17 protein-coding genes, 1 tRNA gene and 3 pseudogenes are annotated in these 17,370 nt (G+C 38.6%); 7 read left to right on the top strand and 14 right to left on the bottom strand.

The annotated features are described in order from the left end of the window. Positions 1-121: 121 nt before the first annotated feature. Positions 122-1,024: a DMT family transporter gene (locus V7083_RS13595; RefSeq protein ID WP_335478592.1), complete on the bottom strand. Its 903-nt coding sequence runs from the start codon at positions 1,022-1,024 to the stop codon at positions 122-124. 104 nt (positions 1,025-1,128) lie between these two features. Between V7083_RS13595 and V7083_RS13590 the strand changes: the two genes are divergently transcribed. Then, the gene (locus V7083_RS13590; RefSeq protein ID WP_335478590.1) at positions 1,129-1,824 is read left to right on the top strand and encodes an MgtC/SapB family protein; all 696 of its coding nucleotides are present in this window, start codon (positions 1,129-1,131) and stop codon (positions 1,822-1,824) included. An 84-nt stretch (positions 1,825-1,908) separates the two neighbouring features. Then, positions 1,909-1,981 (top strand) — tRNA-Ala (locus tag V7083_RS13585). A gap of 108 nt (positions 1,982-2,089) precedes the next feature. Here V7083_RS13585 and V7083_RS13580 read toward each other — a convergent pair. Then, positions 2,090-3,034 (bottom strand): tyrosine-type recombinase/integrase, encoded by a 945-nt coding sequence (locus V7083_RS13580; RefSeq protein ID WP_335478588.1) that lies wholly within the window; start codon positions 3,032-3,034, stop codon positions 2,090-2,092. A 15-nt stretch (positions 3,035-3,049) separates the two neighbouring features. Then, positions 3,050-3,133, bottom strand: a pseudogene (locus tag V7083_RS23810) (Arm DNA-binding domain-containing protein); the annotation flags it as partial. A 24-nt stretch (positions 3,134-3,157) separates the two neighbouring features. Here V7083_RS23810 and V7083_RS13575 point away from each other — a divergent pair. Beyond that, positions 3,158-3,379 (top strand): annotated as a pseudogene (locus V7083_RS13575) (IS4 family transposase); the annotation flags it as partial. A 46-nt stretch (positions 3,380-3,425) separates the two neighbouring features. Here the strand turns inward: V7083_RS13575 and V7083_RS13570 are convergent. The 6 genes from V7083_RS13570 to V7083_RS13545 form a co-directional block, all read right to left on the bottom strand. Then, on the bottom strand, positions 3,426-6,209 hold the full coding sequence (locus tag V7083_RS13570; RefSeq protein ID WP_335478586.1) for a sigma 54-interacting transcriptional regulator: 2,784 nt from the start codon (positions 6,207-6,209) through the stop codon (positions 3,426-3,428). Between the two features lie 52 nt (positions 6,210-6,261). Then, positions 6,262-7,083, bottom strand: a complete 822-nt coding sequence (locus V7083_RS13565) for a Cof-type HAD-IIB family hydrolase (protein ID WP_335478583.1) — start codon at positions 7,081-7,083, stop codon at positions 6,262-6,264. Positions 7,084-7,188: 105 nt separating this feature from the next. Beyond that, positions 7,189-8,016, bottom strand: a complete 828-nt coding sequence (locus tag V7083_RS13560; protein WP_335478594.1) for a mannose/fructose/sorbose PTS transporter subunit IID — start codon at positions 8,014-8,016, stop codon at positions 7,189-7,191. Between the two features lie 28 nt (positions 8,017-8,044). Beyond that, entirely contained in the window at positions 8,045-8,845 is an 801-nt protein-coding gene (locus V7083_RS13555; RefSeq protein WP_335478581.1) for a PTS mannose/fructose/sorbose transporter subunit IIC, read from the bottom strand. 18 nt (positions 8,846-8,863) lie between these two features. Continuing rightward, complete coding sequence (locus tag V7083_RS13550) at positions 8,864-9,352, bottom strand: PTS system mannose/fructose/N-acetylgalactosamine-transporter subunit IIB (protein WP_335478579.1); 489 nt, start codon at positions 9,350-9,352, stop codon at positions 8,864-8,866. Beyond that, positions 9,349-9,789, bottom strand: a complete 441-nt coding sequence (locus tag V7083_RS13545) for a mannose/fructose/sorbose PTS transporter subunit IIA (protein ID WP_335478577.1) — start codon at positions 9,787-9,789, stop codon at positions 9,349-9,351. The genes V7083_RS13550 and V7083_RS13545 overlap by 4 nt, the downstream gene beginning before the upstream one ends. Before the next feature lie 350 nt (positions 9,790-10,139). Here V7083_RS13545 and V7083_RS13540 point away from each other — a divergent pair. Then, positions 10,140-10,848, top strand: a pseudogene (locus V7083_RS13540) (IS4 family transposase); the annotation flags it as partial. On the opposite strand, the gene V7083_RS13535 reads toward V7083_RS13540, so the two are convergent. The 3 genes from V7083_RS13535 to V7083_RS13525 all read right to left on the bottom strand — a co-directional run bounded on the left by V7083_RS13535 (position 10,798) and on the right by V7083_RS13525 (position 12,494). Continuing rightward, positions 10,798-11,391 (bottom strand): hypothetical protein, encoded by a 594-nt coding sequence (locus V7083_RS13535; RefSeq protein ID WP_335478575.1) that lies wholly within the window; start codon positions 11,389-11,391, stop codon positions 10,798-10,800. The pseudogene V7083_RS13540 and the gene V7083_RS13535 overlap by 51 nt on opposite strands. 39 nt (positions 11,392-11,430) lie before the next feature. Then, a complete protein-coding gene (locus V7083_RS13530) occupies positions 11,431-12,060 on the bottom strand; it encodes a hypothetical protein (RefSeq protein WP_335478573.1) in 630 nt (209 codons plus the stop codon). Between the two features lie 275 nt (positions 12,061-12,335). Further along, a complete protein-coding gene (locus V7083_RS13525) occupies positions 12,336-12,494 on the bottom strand; it encodes a hypothetical protein (RefSeq protein WP_335478571.1) in 159 nt (52 codons plus the stop codon). Positions 12,495-13,056: 562 nt separating this feature from the next. On the opposite strand from V7083_RS13525, the gene V7083_RS13520 reads away from it, so the two are divergent. From V7083_RS13520 to V7083_RS13510, 3 genes are all read left to right on the top strand, one after another. Then, positions 13,057-13,386 (top strand): DUF485 domain-containing protein, encoded by a 330-nt coding sequence (locus tag V7083_RS13520; RefSeq protein ID WP_335478569.1) that lies wholly within the window; start codon positions 13,057-13,059, stop codon positions 13,384-13,386. Then, positions 13,383-14,921 (top strand): solute symporter family protein, encoded by a 1,539-nt coding sequence (locus V7083_RS13515; protein WP_335478567.1) that lies wholly within the window; start codon positions 13,383-13,385, stop codon positions 14,919-14,921. The genes V7083_RS13520 and V7083_RS13515 overlap by 4 nt, the downstream gene beginning before the upstream one ends. Before the next feature lie 351 nt (positions 14,922-15,272). Next, positions 15,273-15,848: an RBBP9/YdeN family alpha/beta hydrolase gene (locus V7083_RS13510; protein ID WP_335478565.1), complete on the top strand. Its 576-nt coding sequence runs from the start codon at positions 15,273-15,275 to the stop codon at positions 15,846-15,848. Between the two features lie 55 nt (positions 15,849-15,903). Here V7083_RS13510 and V7083_RS13505 read toward each other — a convergent pair whose 3' ends face one another. Next, a complete protein-coding gene (locus V7083_RS13505; protein ID WP_335478563.1) occupies positions 15,904-16,269 on the bottom strand; it encodes an SCP2 sterol-binding domain-containing protein in 366 nt (121 codons plus the stop codon). A 149-nt stretch (positions 16,270-16,418) separates the two neighbouring features. Beyond that, positions 16,419-17,370 (bottom strand): cobalamin-independent methionine synthase II family protein (locus tag V7083_RS13500; protein WP_335478561.1); only part of this gene is annotated, 952 nt, incomplete at its 5' end.

Here is a 17,370-nt window from a genome sequence, read left to right as displayed (position 1 = left end):
TTTAACAGAGCCTTTATTAAAGGATTTGTTAAACAGACTGTTAATTTCTTCTCCCATTCATAGGGTTTAAATTCAATAGTAACTTTAACATAGCCTAATTAAAAAGAAATACCCTGCGTTTTTAAGCAGGGCTGTTTATTTGCTTTTTTATTTTCCGCTCATCGATTACAAATAACAAGATGCCGCCAATCACGATGATTCCACCTAAGATTTGAGTCAAAACAACCTTTTCATCTAGTAAAAAATAGGCCAGTATGGTGGCTCCCACCGGTTCAAATAAAATGGCCATGGATATAGTTGAAGTACTAAGCCATTTTAGTGACCAGTTAAATAATGAATGCCCTAATAAGTTAGGTAAAAGAGCTAATAAAATAAAATAGATCCAATCTTTAGCCGGATAAGGATAAAGAGGTTGATCCGCAAGTAAGGCATATACGAATAATGTAATGGTACTCATAAAATAGAGTACAAATGTATATGTAATTAGGGATACCCTTTTTCGAACATCCTGACCAAATAGTAAGTAACCAGTCACAAAAGCGCAGGCAATTAGGGCAAGGAAGTCCCCAAATAATGCCGTTCCACTTATTTGAAAATCCCCCCAACTAATAACTACACTACCAGCAACTGCAATGATACCGCTGAGGATTGCTTTTCCTGATAACTTTTCTTTAAAGAATAAGAAAGTACCTATAAAAGCAAAGATTGGCTGAAGTGTTACTAATACTGTTGAACTTGCCACAGAGGTGTAGTTTAGGGATTCGAACCATAAAATAAAGTGAAAGGCTAGTAAAATTCCCGCAATAGCCGAATAAAGCCAGTCTTTTTTTGTAATCAGCCGCAGTTCCGCAATATGTTTTTTTGTTAAAAATAGTGGAAGCATAAGGATTACCGAAAAAAATAAACGATAAAAGGCAATTGTCCCGGATGGAGCCGAGCACAGTTTCACAAATATGGCTGATGCCGATACAGATAATACACCGATTGCGAGAACCGCATACGGATTTATTTTTGGTTCTTCCATAATGAACTCCTTTATGTGTAAAATCTTGTTAGGGTATTTTTTCTTTATCGTATATTAAATCATCAAAAATGAACAATAATTGAATTGAAAATGGACGTGAAAATATGAGCAGTCTTGATATGCATATATTAATAAAGCTTGGTATTTCTGCTGTTTTTGGTCTGATAATCGGTCTTGAACGTGAATTAAAAAGAAAACCAGTGGGATTAAAGACTAGTTTGGTCATTTCTGTTGTCAGTTGTTTATTAACCATTGTTTCTATTGAATCAGCTTATACTTTCCCAGTCTCGAAAGAAGTAAAAATAACAATGGATCCATTGCGTCTGGCTGCACAGATCGTGTCAGGAATTGGTTTCTTGGGTGCAGGTGTTATCCTTCGAAGGGGGAATGATAGCATATCTGGTTTAACCACAGCAGCTATGATCTGGGGAGCAGCTGGAATTGGGATTGCAGTGGGCGCCGGATTCTATGTTGAAGCATTTGTTGGTGTTGCTTTATTAATTATAAGTGTAGAGTTTATTCCTTTTATCATGAAGCTTCTCGGTCCGAAGCAATTGCGAGAAAAGGAAATCATGCTTCAGTTATTTATTAGAGATCAAAACCAGATCGATAAAGTCTTTTCTTCATTACTTGAGAAAAAATATATTATCCGCCGAATTCGGATTAAGGATCTAGACGATGGTGATCATTTGGTAAAAATTTTAGTAGCTGTGGATTATCGGGAAAAGATTACAGATGTATATGCTTCAGTTTCCGTGCTAGAAGGAGTTCAGAAGGTTGAAATTGAGAGTATGAGTTAGAGATAAAAAAATTTTTGCCTCCCCAAAATTTCCTCTTGCAAGTTTATAAAAATGAGGATATAATTTCACTTGTACCTGAAATAAGGGGGCTTAGCTCAGCTGGGAGAGCGCTTGCATGGCATGCAAGAGGTCGTCGGTTCGATCCCGATAGTCTCCATACGATGAAACCCTTGGTGTATAAGGGTTTTTATTTTTATTCCCCCTACCATGTAGGGGGTTTTTTCTTTAGTGGTCACATCGGTCACATTTTTCATTTTTTGCTAAACTATAAAATTAGATCATTAAGCTTATCTACCGCTTCTTGCTGCATGGTCGGTAGAATATGAGAATACGTATCTAAAGTAATTTTTATATTGCTATGCCCTAGTCTTTCTGAAATAACTTTCACATTAACACCTTCAGAAAGTAATAAGGTTGCATGGGTATGTCTTAAATCATGGAAGCGAATGCTCTTAACTTCTGCCTGACTCAAGAGCCTCTTAAAAGTCCGTCTTACGTTTGCAGGATTTAATGGAGTACCAAGTTTAGTACAAATGACAAGATCGTGATCCTCGTAATCTTGCCCCATCTCCAACTTTTCCTTTGAGATATGAACTTTTTGCTTCTTTAACAATTTTGTTGTAGGCTTTGGAATTTGTATTGTCCTTATACTAGACTTTGTTTTCGCCCCCTCTAGAAACTGTTTCCAATCGTGGCTTAACGTTTGGGACATTCTTATTAGCCCTTTTTCTAAATCAACATCTTTCCATCTTAAACCTAATAATTCACCTTGGCGCATCCCTGCCATAATTGCTAAATGGAAAAGAACAAAATTACGGTCTTCTTTTGCCGCCCTCAAAAAGTGGTTCACTTCATCTTTATTCCAAACCTCAATATCAACTTTTTTAGAAGCTCTGGGCAACTTCACTTTGACGGCACTATTTACAGATATTAAGTCCAAGTCACATGCATGCTCCATTGAATTTCTAATTACACTGCGAACTTTTATAATCGTCTCTGAGGAGTAACCTTTCCCCGCCAACTGGTTTATTAGCGATTGAATATGGATTGGTTTAATTTTGGTTAATTCCATATGACCCAATTTGGGATTAATATGATTCTTGACTATACTTTCTATTAATTGTTGCATATGGATACCAACAATTATTTTCTTTGTTTGTATCCATTCTTGGAGGTAATCTTTATATTTCATATTGGTTGTATCAGCCATAATTAAACCGTTATTAAATTTATTTTCAGCAGCAAAAAGTGCTTGTTGGGCTTCCCTTTTTGTTTTAAATCCCCTCTTCTTCTTCTGTCTTCTCTTCCCGTCACTGTCTTTGCCTAGTCAGAACCTGAACAGATTCCTGATATGATCAAACGTGCTCTGGCAAATGGAATAACTGCCAGCTATGTGTTAATGGATTCTTGGTTTACCCTACCTCCACTTGTCAAAGCCATTATTGCACAAGGTTTAGACGTAATTGGCATGGTAAAAGAAACAAAACAGCGATATAACGTTGACGGAAAATTGGTTTCATTAAAGCAGCTCTATCACTTAGCTCAACCCATTCAGTCGCTTTAAGCATCAAAGCTTTAAAATGTTCGGACAATGAATCCCATTATACTTCTTCTGCAAAAATCGCTGCGATAAATAGCTTTTCGTCTCGGGTTACTTTAAACCCAAGTTTTTCTTCTATAGGTTTTAACGTTTTCTCCGTTATCTCATAAATCTTTTTCAGATGGTCATCAATCTCCTCATCCTCCGGAAAAGCGATTGGATTATTTTGAATCATTCTTTCAAACGTAAAAGCTGTATGCATAATGATTCTAAAGATAAATGTGTTATTAATGGCAATCGCCAATTCATCCTGCATATTTTGCACCCATTCCAGTAAAAGAACGGTAATATGATAGGGATTCAAAAACACTAGATGCTTTCTCAAGCTATCCTCACAAAGTTCTTGCACGACGATATTGGCTCCCGTTTGTTCGGCACAAAATGGTATTTTTCCATTTGTAATCGCTTGTTGAATGATTTTTTCGCCTTCTCCTTCAATGAGAATTTCTAAAGATACATGCGGGGCATTGATCTTAGGATTTTTCGTCCCTACAGTTGCGAGAATCTCATAATCTTTTTGAATTTCTTTTATATTGCTTGCCAGCTTAATTGAAGAAACAGTCAGGATTTTTATTGGCTCCTTAGACACTTTGCTTACGATTGCTCTTAAGATTTCCTCCAGTTTTTTTGCCGTGCCGCTGCCTGTTGTACATATGGAAACCAATGCTTTCTGTTTGCTGGAGGAATTTGTTTGCTTATCGAACAATTCCATAAAGTCCTTCTTGACTGAATCATAAATGGCATATAAATTCAGATCTAAATAGTTCACCTTTCTTACCGTATCCAGTACCATTGAAGTGGTGACATTGCTGATGGTTTTTATTTTGATCCCTGTTTTTTCTTCTAACTGATTCTCCAGCATCGCAAGGGAGCCCATGTCTACAAGCATTAAGACCCCTTCTCCTTCATCAACCTGTTTAATTCCTTCTGTCAGGTTATCGACAATTTCCGATGGGGACACATTTAGAGGCATATCAATCGCAACAATTGGGGTACTTCCCAAGAGCTCCGTTGCCACTTCCACCATCGAGCTTGCTGTACTATTTCCGTGGGCAGCAACTACAATTCCCACTCGTTTATACTCTTCTAATGACTTGATGGATTGAATGAGCATGGTTAAATAAATAACTTCTATTTCCGGAACCACTACCTTAAAAAACTCTTGAATTTTCTCTTTAAAGATCATGGCAACATGGTATTCTTTCCAATATGTATCGCGGATTTCATTTGTTTCCTGCGCATTTAATACATCGTTCTGTTTCCCGCGTTTTAAAAATGCCTCAATATGCATGCTTAGGAAATGAATGAACTTTCGGTCAAATTTGCAACTTAGTTCTTTTTCCGCCACCATTTTTAATTCTTTTGCAAATTGAACTACATCATCTCCAACAAATTTAAGTAAATTTGAGTTAGGAAACGTCTTCCCAGAAAAAAAACTTCTAATATTGAGATGAATATCGGTTAAAATATACTGATTAATCTCCGTATCGGAAAACCCCTCATTCTTTAACACCTGGATTTTTTCTTCAATTAATTGATATAAATTAAAAGAAAGTTCATCATCTATTTTTGTCACTTCATCTTCTATTATTGGGGAAATAATCGTCTTGATATTTACATATTCAGAAATCGCTTTACTCATCTCAAATTTTTTGCTGTTTGAAATCCAATCGCGTTTTAATTCATCCGGCAAGTCTCGAACCGTCAGATCCACCACAGATTCACTCTCTAAATTATTTAAAAATCCGTGAGCACAGACTAATTGCACATTGGATCTCAACTGGCCGACATTTCCGAATTTGGCGGAATGTATAAGTGCATTTAACACATCAATATGTACATTTAGATTTTTATTAATTCGTTCCGCTTCTTTTCCTAATAAAAATGTGGTTAATTGGATCTTTTCTTTAAGTGACCGTTCATCAAAAGACGGAATGTGAATCGTCATCGGAATTCTTCGCAAAAAGGTTTTCAATAAAGTCGAACCGGGATTCTCCGTTGTTGCACAAATCATTAGTACCTTTGATGTTCGTTTATGGTCCGTTTCTCCCAAGCGGTTATATGTGCCGTGATCGATAAAATAAAAGAGCATTTCCTGACCTTCAGGCGGGAGGCGGTGAATTTCATCCATAAAAAGAATGCCACCGTTTGCTTGTTCAACTAAACCAACTTTATCGCCGTTCGCACCAGTAAACGATCCTTGTTTATGGCCAAATAATTGAGAAAGCAATAGCTGTGGATTATTATAGTAATCAGCACAGTTAAATGTAATAAAAGGGGCTCCTGGTTTCAACCTTTCCGAAAATAAGGCAAACTGATAGATGCGGTTTGCAAACAGAGATTTTCCTGCTCCTGTAGGCCCCAACAGCAGCATATGCAGACCAATTGGCGGGTAAAGAACCGCTGCTTTTGCCTGGGAAATGGATTTTTTCAAGCTCCCGTTTGCACCGATCATCAGGTCAAAGGGATTCGCTTGTATGGTTTGATTTATTTGATTAGCTGGATGTTTTAGCTGGTCTACTTCCATCTGCCGAATATCCCATTTTTTATGAAAGGCCTTCTCCACAACCTCTACAGGCACATAACGTACCGGGAAGGTCTTGATTTTAATTACTTTTTGAATCCGAACGAGATTGTTCAGTTCAAAGCTGATATTCGATCTCTCCATTTCCAATTGTTCGGCAATTTCTTGTGCGGAGTTACCTTGTTTGCTCAATAGTTCCTCTAAGGTATATTCAGAGAAATTATTCAACAGCTGATTGTATATTCTATCAATTCTTCTCATAGGTGCCCCCTGTGATTGATAAGAGTTTTCCTTTATTATACAAGTTAATAGATTAAAATTGAATAATTGTCTTCAGCGCCCATTTCATTCCTTCTTGATCATTACTTTTTGTAACAAAATCTGCGGCATCTTTCACCTGTTGAGGTGCATTTCCCATCGCTACCCCGATGCCGGCATATTCAATCATAGCCTTGTCATTATAATTGTCACCAATTGCCATCAACTCTTCGGAATGTACGGCAAAATACGCTTCCAGTGCTTTGATCGCCAGCACTTTCGACGCAACATTGGAGGTAATTTCCAAATAGGTATCCTTTGAACGGTAACAGCAGACAATTAAAGATAAACCGTTTAATTCAGCTTCCAGCTCTGAAATAAGATGAGGTTCCCCCATGCAAAGAATTTTGTGGACCGCTTCATCTTTGGCAATATGGTCTTTTATATGGACTTCCAAAGGCTGCACTTGAATAATGTCCCTCTCCTGTTTTGTCCATTTGTCTTCTTGATTGTCGACTAGCCACTGATCATAACTAAACAGGTTAAAGCTCACATCGGGATATTTTCTTTTGGTCAGATTATAGATGTGATTCACGGCCATTTTGGAAATCGTTGCACTATAAAGAATCTTAGTGTTTTCGTTAACTTCCGGTTCTTCCAAAATTAATCCGCCATTGTAACATATAATCGGAGATGTTAATTCAAGCTCATGATAAATTGCTTTCATACCGCTTGGCATTCTTGCAGAAATTAAGATAAATTCGATTTCTTTTTGAACGGCATTATGAATGGTTTGTTTTGTTGAGCTAGAAATTTCATGGTTGGAGTTTAACAAGGTGCCATCAATATCGCTGAAAACTGCTTTAATGTTTGTCATTTATACTCTCTCCTACGTGTTTTTTATGTATAAAAGGGCTGCAGACTTTGACACCTGCAACCCCCTTTTCTGAAATTTGTATAATGCCTACTAGAATAAATATTACTATCCTAAAAAACCAGCCCAATAACCAACGATACCTATTACAAAAATCCCCAAGATGATTAACAGAGGATTGGCCCCTTTACGAAGCATCCATGCAACTAATAATGTTAACCCTAATGGCAATAAACCAGGTAAAATGTTATCCAATACATTTTGTACGGTTTGAACATTCACCTTTCCTGCATCATCTTTTATCCTTGAAACGACAATGGGGATATCAATATGGGTCCACTTCGACACGAGCGCCCCCATGACAAACAACCCGAGTATCGTAGCGCCTTCTGTCAGCTTTAAAATGCGATTGCCGACGAGATCCTTTAAAATTTCCATTCCTTTGACATAGCCATACTTTAATCCGTAATATTTCGTGCTCAATCTAATTGCATTAATCAATAAAAAGAATAATAGCGGTCCGGCGAGGTTTCCACCTAACGCCAAGGATGCTCCCAAGGCTGCTAAAACTGGACGCAGTGTTCCCCAGAAAATCGGATCGCCTACACCGGCCAATGGCCCCATTAATCCGATTTTCATTCCACTGATTGCTTTTGCATCAATACCTTTATTATTTGCCATCTGTTCTTCCATTGCCGCTGTGACACCAAAAATTGGTGCAGTTAGCCAAGGATGCGTATTGAACCATTCCAAGTGGCGTTTCAGCGCTTCATTTCTTTCTGCTCCCGGGCCATACAATTTTTTAATGGCCGGGATCATAACAAAACAATATCCCATCGCCTGTACCCGCTCGAAATTAAACGAGCCAAGTAAAAAGTTTGAGCGAATAAACATGCTAAAAATATCTTTTTTCGATAATTTTTTTTCTGTTTCCATCATTCCAATTCCCCCTTAAGGTTTTATGTTAGGCATCGAGATCATCATCATCGTAGACAGCTGCCTGTCCTGCCGCAGCCTGTGATGCTGCCGGCTGCAAATTATTTCTTTGCATGACTTGTTGATACAATAATGCAAGGCATAGTCCAAGTGCACCAAAGCCTACTAAGTTGAAACCTGTAAACGCCGCCAACAAAAACCCTATATAGAAGAAAGGCTTTAAGTGAGGAATGTTCATCATATTAATAACCATTGCATACCCTACTACTACGATGATTCCGCCGCCTAATTGCAGCCCTTTTGTGATGACTTCCGGAATATGCCCCAGGAACGATTGAACGGCACTAACACTGATTAAAGCAACAATCAATGTTGGAATCATAACCCTTAATGCCTGGAAGGCCATTGCTGTAATATGCATGATTTCAATTCCTTTAAAATTGCCTTCTTGCGCATATTTGTCAGCACGGTGGATTAAAAAGACAGTTAGGGTACGAACAAAAATCGTTAATGCCTGGCCAGCTGCAGCTAACGCAATGGCAACTGCGATCCCTTCGCCAACACCTTGATGTGCTGTAATAACCAGAATGGTTGAAATAACGGATGCGATCGCTGTATCCGGCGCCATGGCAAGTCCAACGTTCATCCAGCCTAAGGCCATCATTTCAAGGGTACCACCTAAAATAATTCCAGTTTTCAGATCTCCCAGGACCGCCCCTACCAATGTACAGGCAATAAGCGGACGATGGGTTTGCCCTTCATCCAATACGCTTCCAATCCCCGTAATGGCAGCAATAATTAATAAGAGAATAATTTGTATCGTCGACATAAATTGCACCTCCCAATTTTATTTGACTTCAGATCTTAATCTCTGAATAAAATCTTCACTAGAATCTGAAGGCAATTGCCGTAATTCAAGTTTCACACCTAATTGATTTAATTTTTCAAAAGCAATAATGTCTTCTTCAGAAACACTGACAGATTTTGTGATATGTATTCGGTCATTGGCAAACCGCATGCCGCCAACGTTGACCGTTTTAATTGGGACTCCTGCTTCAACAAGTGCTACGATATCCGATGGTCTTTCAAAAAGCAGCATTGCGGTGGTGTCCGTATACTTTGGACTGTGAAACGCTTTTTCCATCTTGGAAATCGAGACTGCGCTTGCCTTCACATTTGAAGGTGCAACAGAAAGAATCAATGTTTTTCTCATTTCATCTGCTGCTACTTCGTCTGAAACGACGATAATTCTTTCAGCTTCATGCACTTTGATCCACCTTGTCAATACTTGACCGTGGATGAAACGGTCATCAATTCTTGATAATACAATTTTCATAGTAAATCTCCTTCCAGTACCAGGTTATTTTCTTTGATTTTTTCCAAATGTTCACTACAGACCTGGAAACCTTCTTCATTTACTTTCTTTAATTTGCCCAGCATTTCTTTAAGCGGGACACTTTCTCTCATGCTTAATACCTCTAGCAGGATGGGCAGATTCACGCCTGAAACCATGTCGAACCTTTGATTGTGAAAGATAAGTGGAGTAGCAGCATTATAGGGAGTTCCTCCAAAAATATCTACCAAAAAAAGAACTTCATTTTCTTCTGGAATGGTGTCCAGCACTTGGTTATATTTTTCTTGAAGTGTCTGGATTCCTTCCCCTTTTAAAAATGGCACCGCAATCAGATCATATTGTTCACCGAATATCATTCCTGATGACCCTTTTAGGGCAGTGGCAAAATCGCCATGGCCGCTGATTATGACTGAGATCATTTGTCTTGCTCCTCTCTTTTAATGTTTTACACTTTTTATAATGCAAGTTCCGTGCCAAAAAAGAGTGTTAAGCGCATTCATAGGTTTTTCAATTGCAATTTTCTATTTTTTAATACACATTTTACCTAAAAAACGAACCTGTTTTAAAATAAGCCTCCCTTTTAATACAGGTTTCATTTCTCACTTGAGAATCAGCATGAATTAGGTGCTCCGTCCTCCCTTTCTAAAACAGGATCGCAGAACATCAAAGATAACCTTTCATACAATCAAAAAATAAGCCACGTGAATTGGCTTTAAAAACTAAATTGGAATCGAAACCTGCTATGATTCTATGATAATTGACAAAAGCCAGCAGCTATGTGTTAATGGATTCTTGGTTTACCCTACCTCCACTTGTCAAAACCATTATTGCACAAGGTTTAGACGTGATTGGCATGGTAAAAGAAACAAAACAGCGATATAACGTTGACGGAAAATTGGTTTCATTAAAGCAGCTCTATCACTTAGCTCAACCCATTCAGTCGAAAAAGGGTATCCTTCGCTCCATTTATACAGTTATGGCGAATAGAACACCAGTAAAAGTTATATTCGTTCAAAACAGAAACAAGAAGAATGAATGGCTTGCTATCCTCAGCACTGATTGCACTCTTTCGGAACATAAAATTGTTGGAATCTTTGGGATGCGTTGGGATATTTGAGGTGTTCTTTAAGACAACCAAATCTTTGTTGAAACTTGAAAAAGAGTTTCAGAGTCGTTCGTATGATGGGTTAATCAGCCACATAACCATCGTATTTGCACTTTTTATCGTATTATCTTGGCAAAACCGCTGTAATACTGATCAGCGAATAATTGGCAGTCTGTTTTATGAATTATGCGATGAAATTAATGAACTTGGTTGGGCTATTGCATTGCAGCAGTTAATCGAGCTTCTTCAAAACGCCTTAAAACAGACAAATATAAAATTCAAAAAGTTAATTCAAAGTCAACTTGAGCATTGGATCTCTGGCTTACCTAGTTATATCAAGGCTTATTTGCCAATTCCACTCTGCGAAAGTTGAGTAATTTAATAAAACAGGTGAAAAATCTACATTTTCTATCCAAATGCTCGCTTCGTTCTGCTTACTATGCTTTATCCATACATCGTTTTTGTTCGTTTCGTCATGCTTTCGTACCCATGTGAGATAAGGTCCAACGACTTGTGGGTCTAAATCTAACTCATTTTCTTTTGGAAATGTGATTCGATTCTGAGTGCCTGTCGCTACATCTATTTCATATAGAGAGGTGAACATTGTAGGAACTGGCACCTCTTTCCATGCTTTATTTTCCTGTGATCGTGCTACGACCACTTTGGATGGTGACAGCCATTCCAAATCTAGGTCTACATATCCTTTGGGTGTATAATCTACCTGCTTGGTGGTAGCCTCTATCTCAGCAATTTTAGAAATCTTATTTTCAACAAAAAACCGTCCTTCTCCTGAAATATAAGCTAATTGGTTGGTTTGTGGTGACCACTTAACCCAGTCGCTAAATCCTAACATCCTGCCGATATCTTTGAACACTTTTCCATCTGAAGATAAGACACATAAAGGATTACTGTCCATTGCCCAAGAGGGTGTTGGGGTTCCAAGAAAGCTAACCCATTAGCCGTCATGACTCCACTTAAAATCACCAACGGTAACAGCAAATAGATTATTTTCATCGATTGGGATTGAGTACAATGGCTTCGCTTTATTCTCATTAAGACTCATACTTTTTGGGATACGATACAATTTTATCGGCTCCCAGCCAGTGGGAAGGCGATTCGACCCAGCAGACACAATAAACTCTTTCCCATTTGGATACCATTCAAATCCACTAACACCCAACGACACATTTTCAAAACCGGAAGGCCTCCCATCCTTTGTCTTAGTAACATTTAGAACCCATCCAGATAAAAATGCTAGCTCATTTGCAACAGGGGACCACCTGAACAAAGAGGTCTCAATATGGGGATACGGTTTAAAGTTCTCCTTTTTCTTTGTATCGTAAATCCAGAGGCTTGATTTTTCTCCCTGCTCATCACCGTCGATGTAGGCAATAAATCTACCATCATAGGACCACTGGGGTGAATATACATATTTATCTTTTGTAAGCTGTATTTCTCGATTACCCTCTTTCATCCATAACTGATTTTCACGAACAAACGCTACCTTTAATGGCACTTCTGCTTTTGTCACAGTAATGAACTGAAATAGAAAAAATATCATAAGTAAAAAGATTTTTATTGGCACGTCATTCCCTCCTACTAATTAGATTTACCTTGTAAATTAAAGTTGATGTACAAGTATAAGTGAACAGTTCTTCAAATCTAATTGAGGACAAAGGTCATTCATTGTTCTATTATGAATGAACAAAATCTAATAAACTGGAAGGAATAAGGGACAAAGAAAGGTAACGATAAAAAGCAGGATTAGTTCTTTTCCTTATTGATGTAAAAGAGGGGCTATAGTGGATTAAAAAAAGAAACCACATTGATTTAGTGATTTCCTTTTTATGGTATTTAGCTCTACATGAACGAACTACTAATACCCATATTATCTTTTGTTTCCTCAGACAGTCTTTTTGTGTTAAGGTATACACCCTTTGACTTATAGATATAATCGATTACAGCTCCAAAAGTAATCAACGATAAAGCTAAGAGAACTAAATAAAGCAATAAAGGCATTTTTTATCCCTCCATAAGCGTTATTGATTATATATTAACATAAATTTCCAACCGTTGACAGAGTTACTACTCAACTGGGGCTTTTGTTCAATAGCCGAGCTTTGGTCACATCGTGGTCACTTTTTTCAATTTTTTATATCCTACGGAGTAAAGCAAAGAAAAATAGCAACCTCCGAAAACCTTGATATAAAGCGTTTTGCGAAGGTTATAGAATTTTGAAGGGTAAAAGCGTCCCGGCATGGCATGCAAGAGGTCGTCGGTTCGATCCCGATAGTCTCCATACTTTTTTAGACCTTGCTGCGGCAAGGTCTTTTTTTGTTTACTTCCATATTCTTAAAAGAGTTTATTTTTCAGACATAAACCTTTCTATTAAATAGGAAATATTTATTAATTTACGTATTTATACAAAATTTTCCTTGCAACCTAGTTTATTTTAAAATTATAATTACAAACGTAAGAATATTTTAAAAGTTTATAAAAATCAGTTTTTTAAAAGAGGGGGAATAATCCTATTAAATTTCTGTAATCTTGCAAATTTCCATATTTGAAAGGGGGAGCTTCATTGGAGGCTAAAAAATTTAACGCTAATTCTGAAAGCGATTACACATCCATTGTCCAGTCCTCGTCGTTTCAAACGCTACTCTCCGAAAAGAAAAAATTCATCATTCCATTAACCATCTTCTTTTTCTGTTTCTACTTTGCCTTACCGATCATGACATCCTACTCCACTGTGCTAAACAACAAATTTATTGGAGATATTTCATGGGCCTGGGTTTTTGCCTTTTTACAATTCGTAATGACTTGGGGGTTATGCATGCTTTACTCTAAAAAAGCAGCAAAATTCGATAAATTAGCCAACCAAGTCATTCAAGAAAAGGAGGCTAATTCATGAATACTCCTGCATTTCTAATGTTTCTTGCCATTGTTTTTGTAACGTTAATCGTCACTTATTTCGCTTCGAAAAAAACCAAAAATGCGAGCGAATTCTATACTGCGGGCGGTGGACTTACAGGCTGGCAAAACGGAATGGCGATTGCCGGTGATTATATGTCAGCTGCTTCCTTCCTTGGAATTGCTGGTGCAGTTGCCTTAACTGGATTCGATGGGTTCTTCTACAGCATCGGATTTCTCGTTGCTTATCTGGTTGTATTATATTTAGTAGCAGAACCACTTCGAAACCTAGGAAAATATACGTTCGCGGATATGATCGCTGCTCGTTTTAATGCTAAAAAAATTCGTGGGTTTGCTGCTATGAATACGATGGCAATCTCGATTTTTTACATGATTGCTCAGTTAGTTGGAGCAGGTGCACTTATAAAATTATTATTGGGATTGGAATATACTACCTCTGTTTTGATTGTTGGCGTGTTAATGACGATTTACGTTATCTTTGGCGGAATGCATGCGACAAGTTGGGTGCAAATCATTAAAGCTGTCCTGTTAATGGGTGGAACATTTGTCATCTCAATTATTGTATTTGCCAAATTTAATTTCAGTATAACCGATATGTTTGCTCAAATGAAAACGGCCACTCCCCTTAAGGAAGCTTTTTTAAATCCAGGAGTGAAATATAAGGACGGGCTCGATACCCTTTCCTTAAATATGGGGCTTGTGCTTGGTACGGCCGGCTTACCGCATATTCTTGTTCGATTCTTTACAGTAAAGGATGCAAAAACAGCCCGCTCTTCAGTTGTATATGCGACTTGGATTATCGGCTTATTCTATGTCATGACAATTTTCCTTGGCTTTGGTGCTGCAGCATTTGTTGGGAATGATAAGATTATTTCTGCCAACCCTGCAGGAAATATGGCTGCACCACTATTAGCGCAGGCCTTAGGAGGAAATATGCTGTTCGCTTTCATTTCGGCGGTAGCTTTTGCAACAATCCTTGCCGTTGTAGCTGGGCTAGTGTTAACCGCTGCCAGCGCCTTTGCCCATGACTTTTATAATGAAATCCTAAAAAAAGGAAAGGCGACAGAAAAGCAGCAGGTTTCGATGGCTCGTTATGCGGCAGTCGGCGTATCCATTATTTCCATCATTTTAGCTTTAGGAGCGCAAACACTTAACGTGGCATTTCTTGTTTCGCTTGCCTTCGCAGTAGCTGCAAGTGCCAACTTGCCAGTTATTATTTACACGATCTATTGGAAACGATTCAATACTACCGGCGCAATTTGGGCCATGGTTATCGGGCTTATTTCCGCTATTGGTTTGGTGCTAATCAGCCCGAACGTCTTCAGTCCGGAAGTTGGAAAAGCCATTTTTGTTGGGGAACCGCTATTCCCACTTACAACCCCAGGAATCATTTCTATTCCACTCGGATTTATCGCAGGCTATCTGGGAACCATCTTCTCCAGTGAAAAAGCAGATATAAGAAAATACGAGGAAGTACTAGTTAAATCCAATACCGGTATTAACCTAGGTAAATAAGGTTTTGCTTAAAAAAGGTGCTGTCTGGTGACAGGCACCTTTTTTTATTTGAATGATTCAGCCACTCTGTATCTGGCCGTTTTTGGGGTTTTCCCCTCTTTTTGGGCTGATAAACCTCTTCTATCTGACCGTAATTTTGTTTTTCTTGCTATCTAGGGCCGATAAAACGCTTTTGTCTGACCCTTTTCTGGTCTCTCCTTCTTAGTTGGTCAGATAGACAATTTTCTACCTCGCTAAGGATGGTTTTTACCCATATATTCTTGCCAAACATAAATATAAAGGCTATAATGCTTTTAATACCAACTTAATCAATCGGAATTTATGGGTTTAAATGAAATTGGAGGGGTTTAAATGAAACAACACAGTTTTCTGATCATTCACGGATTGGGCGGAAGTGGAGCAGAACATTGGCAAACATGGCTTGCAGGTGCATTAAGAGAAAGTGGATATCATGTCAGTTATCCAACTTTCCCCGATTTTGACACACCTTTCTTATACGATTGGTTAGAAGAATTAGAGTTCGCGGTGAAATCCATCCCGGAAGGCAATCAGTTAACAGTAGTTACCCATAGTCTTGGATGCTTGCTTTGGTCGCATTATGCAGCAAAACAAAATGAGCGGATTGCTCACCAAGCCATTCTTGTTGCACCACCTTCTCCAAGCAAAGTCATACCGGTCGCCAAGTCCTTTTACCCAGTTCCGCTAAATCAATACGATCTTTCAAAAGCTGCCGAAAATACTATATTTGTTCATTCCTCCAATGACCCTTATTGCAGCCTGGAAGATGCAAAAGCTTTTATCAATCTTGGACTACCATCCAAAATCCTGCCAAATGCAGGTCATATAAATATTCAATCCGGTCATGGAAAATGGCAGTGGATACTGGAAAAATGCCTATTAACTGTAGAGCAGGCAGTAACCATTTAATAGCGTATTGTGAACATAAAAAAGGCTGCTGAGTCTATCCTCAACAGCCTACCTTTTAAAATGGTTCTTTAATATTATATTTTCGGAGAATACTCTCAATCTTTAATCCAGTACCCACACTGCCTTTAACCTTCACCTTGCCAGTCATTAAAGCCATGGTTCCACTTTGTTTCCCTAACAAAAACTTTTTGAAATTATCATATGACAATTGCATCGCAACATCCGGTTCTACTTCTACCCCTTTCTTGATGGTTAGTTTCCCATCCTTGAAAAAATGCTGGTAGGTTCCAGTGTCCTCACCGGTAACATCATACTGAACTACTGCCTCAAAGCCTTCCATTGGACCTGGATTTGCATTAAAAACTTCATCAATTCGCACCATTAATTCAGCTAAAGAATACTCGGAAACAGCCTTTGCCATTGATTCATTCCTCCTTGAGAAAACAAAGTCTATATACTCATGATACTAGTACGTATCCGTACATTGCAATAAAAATTTTTTGAACATTTTGGAAAAAGGTGCCTATCACCATACTGGGATAGACACCTTTATATATTAGTATCACCAGCTTATGCCAATACCATCTCACGCAGTTTATTAGCTGCTTTAGTCATGGCTTTTAGTTTTTCAAAGGCAATTTCATCGCTGTTCATCGGGCGCTGGGCAAAAGTACCGAAGCCACAGTCAGGATTTAGGAAGATTTTTTCGTCCGGCAGGTATTTTCTTATTTGCTGAACTCGATCGACTATGATTTCGAAGCTTTCAATCTCTTCTGTACGTGGATTGACAATTCCAAACCCGAGTTCTTTGCCGCCAAATTCGCGGACTGCATCAAGTTCCCCAGCACGTGGAGTCGCATATTCAAGTATTAATTGATCTACTTGAACATTCGACAAGTATGGGATTAGCGGGTAGTAAGGGCCACGAAGCAGAACCTGCTCCTGTGTACTCCAATTGCCGCGGCAAACATGCACTCCAATCCTGGTACCCCTTCCAAGCATTCCCTCTGTCACTTGGTTCATCAGATCCAGTGCAAAGGCAATCTCTTGTTCGGCATCCGCTTTTGCCGTCAATGCCCCGCACATAAAGGTCCGATTTGCATTTTTTTGGGTAAATACAAGTTCAGTTAAGACCGGCTCATCGAATTGGACAAACTCAACACCTGCAGCAATCAAATCCTCTAACTCTTCCCGCAACACTTTAATAATGTCAATCGCCAAATCCTCTTTTGTCGGATAGGCATCCTTTGACAGGCCTTCTACCCACATGGCCCTTGTCAATAAATAAGGACCTGGTAATGCAATTTTAACGGCTTTGTCCGTATGTTTTTTTAGAAATAAGTAATCGGACAACCCCAGCGGCTTTTTACGGCTGATTTTACTCACCGCTGCTGGATTTGACATTGAAAATGCCGGTACATCCAATGTACCCAGAATTTCTTCAAAACTTGCTTTATCCTCCACATATTCCAGCAGCTCAGACACTGTAAGCATCCGGACATTATGTAAATGCTCCGCCACG

Origin of the sequence: Bacillus sp. JJ1764 (assembly GCF_036962145.1) — a bacterium.
Classification (GTDB): domain Bacteria; phylum Bacillota; class Bacilli; order Bacillales; family Cytobacillaceae; genus Neobacillus.
The sequence above is the reverse complement of the archived record's forward strand: the minus strand, read 5'-3'. Positions and strand labels throughout refer to the sequence as shown.

What these genes read in the sequence shown, in the direction of transcription:
- V7083_RS13515 (WP_335478567.1), top strand. Translation starts at nt 13,383, where the DNA reads ATGAATACTCCTGCATTTCTAATGTTTCTTGCCATTGTTTTTGTAACG.
- V7083_RS13590 (WP_335478590.1), top strand. Translation starts at nt 1,129, where the DNA reads ATGAGCAGTCTTGATATGCATATATTAATAAAGCTTGGTATTTCTGCT.
- V7083_RS13560 (WP_335478594.1), bottom strand. Translation starts at nt 8,016, where the DNA reads ATGGAAACAGAAAAAAAATTATCGAAAAAAGATATTTTTAGCATGTTT.
- V7083_RS13535 (WP_335478575.1), bottom strand. Translation starts at nt 11,391, where the DNA reads ATGGACAGTAATCCTTTATGTGTCTTATCTTCAGATGGAAAAGTGTTC.
- V7083_RS13510 (WP_335478565.1), top strand. Translation starts at nt 15,273, where the DNA reads ATGAAACAACACAGTTTTCTGATCATTCACGGATTGGGCGGAAGTGGA.
- V7083_RS13555 (WP_335478581.1), bottom strand. Translation starts at nt 8,845, where the DNA reads ATGTCGACGATACAAATTATTCTCTTATTAATTATTGCTGCCATTACG.
- V7083_RS13505 (WP_335478563.1), bottom strand. Translation starts at nt 16,269, where the DNA reads ATGGCAAAGGCTGTTTCCGAGTATTCTTTAGCTGAATTAATGGTGCGA.
- V7083_RS13550 (WP_335478579.1), bottom strand. Translation starts at nt 9,352, where the DNA reads ATGAAAATTGTATTATCAAGAATTGATGACCGTTTCATCCACGGTCAA.
- V7083_RS13570 (WP_335478586.1), bottom strand. Translation starts at nt 6,209, where the DNA reads ATGAGAAGAATTGATAGAATATACAATCAGCTGTTGAATAATTTCTCT.
- V7083_RS13525 (WP_335478571.1), bottom strand. Translation starts at nt 12,494, where the DNA reads ATGCCTTTATTGCTTTATTTAGTTCTCTTAGCTTTATCGTTGATTACT.
- V7083_RS13580 (WP_335478588.1), bottom strand. Translation starts at nt 3,034, where the DNA reads ATGGCTGATACAACCAATATGAAATATAAAGATTACCTCCAAGAATGG.
- V7083_RS13565 (WP_335478583.1), bottom strand. Translation starts at nt 7,083, where the DNA reads ATGACAAACATTAAAGCAGTTTTCAGCGATATTGATGGCACCTTGTTA.
- V7083_RS13545 (WP_335478577.1), bottom strand. Translation starts at nt 9,789, where the DNA reads ATGATCTCAGTCATAATCAGCGGCCATGGCGATTTTGCCACTGCCCTA.
- V7083_RS13595 (WP_335478592.1), bottom strand. Translation starts at nt 1,024, where the DNA reads ATGGAAGAACCAAAAATAAATCCGTATGCGGTTCTCGCAATCGGTGTA.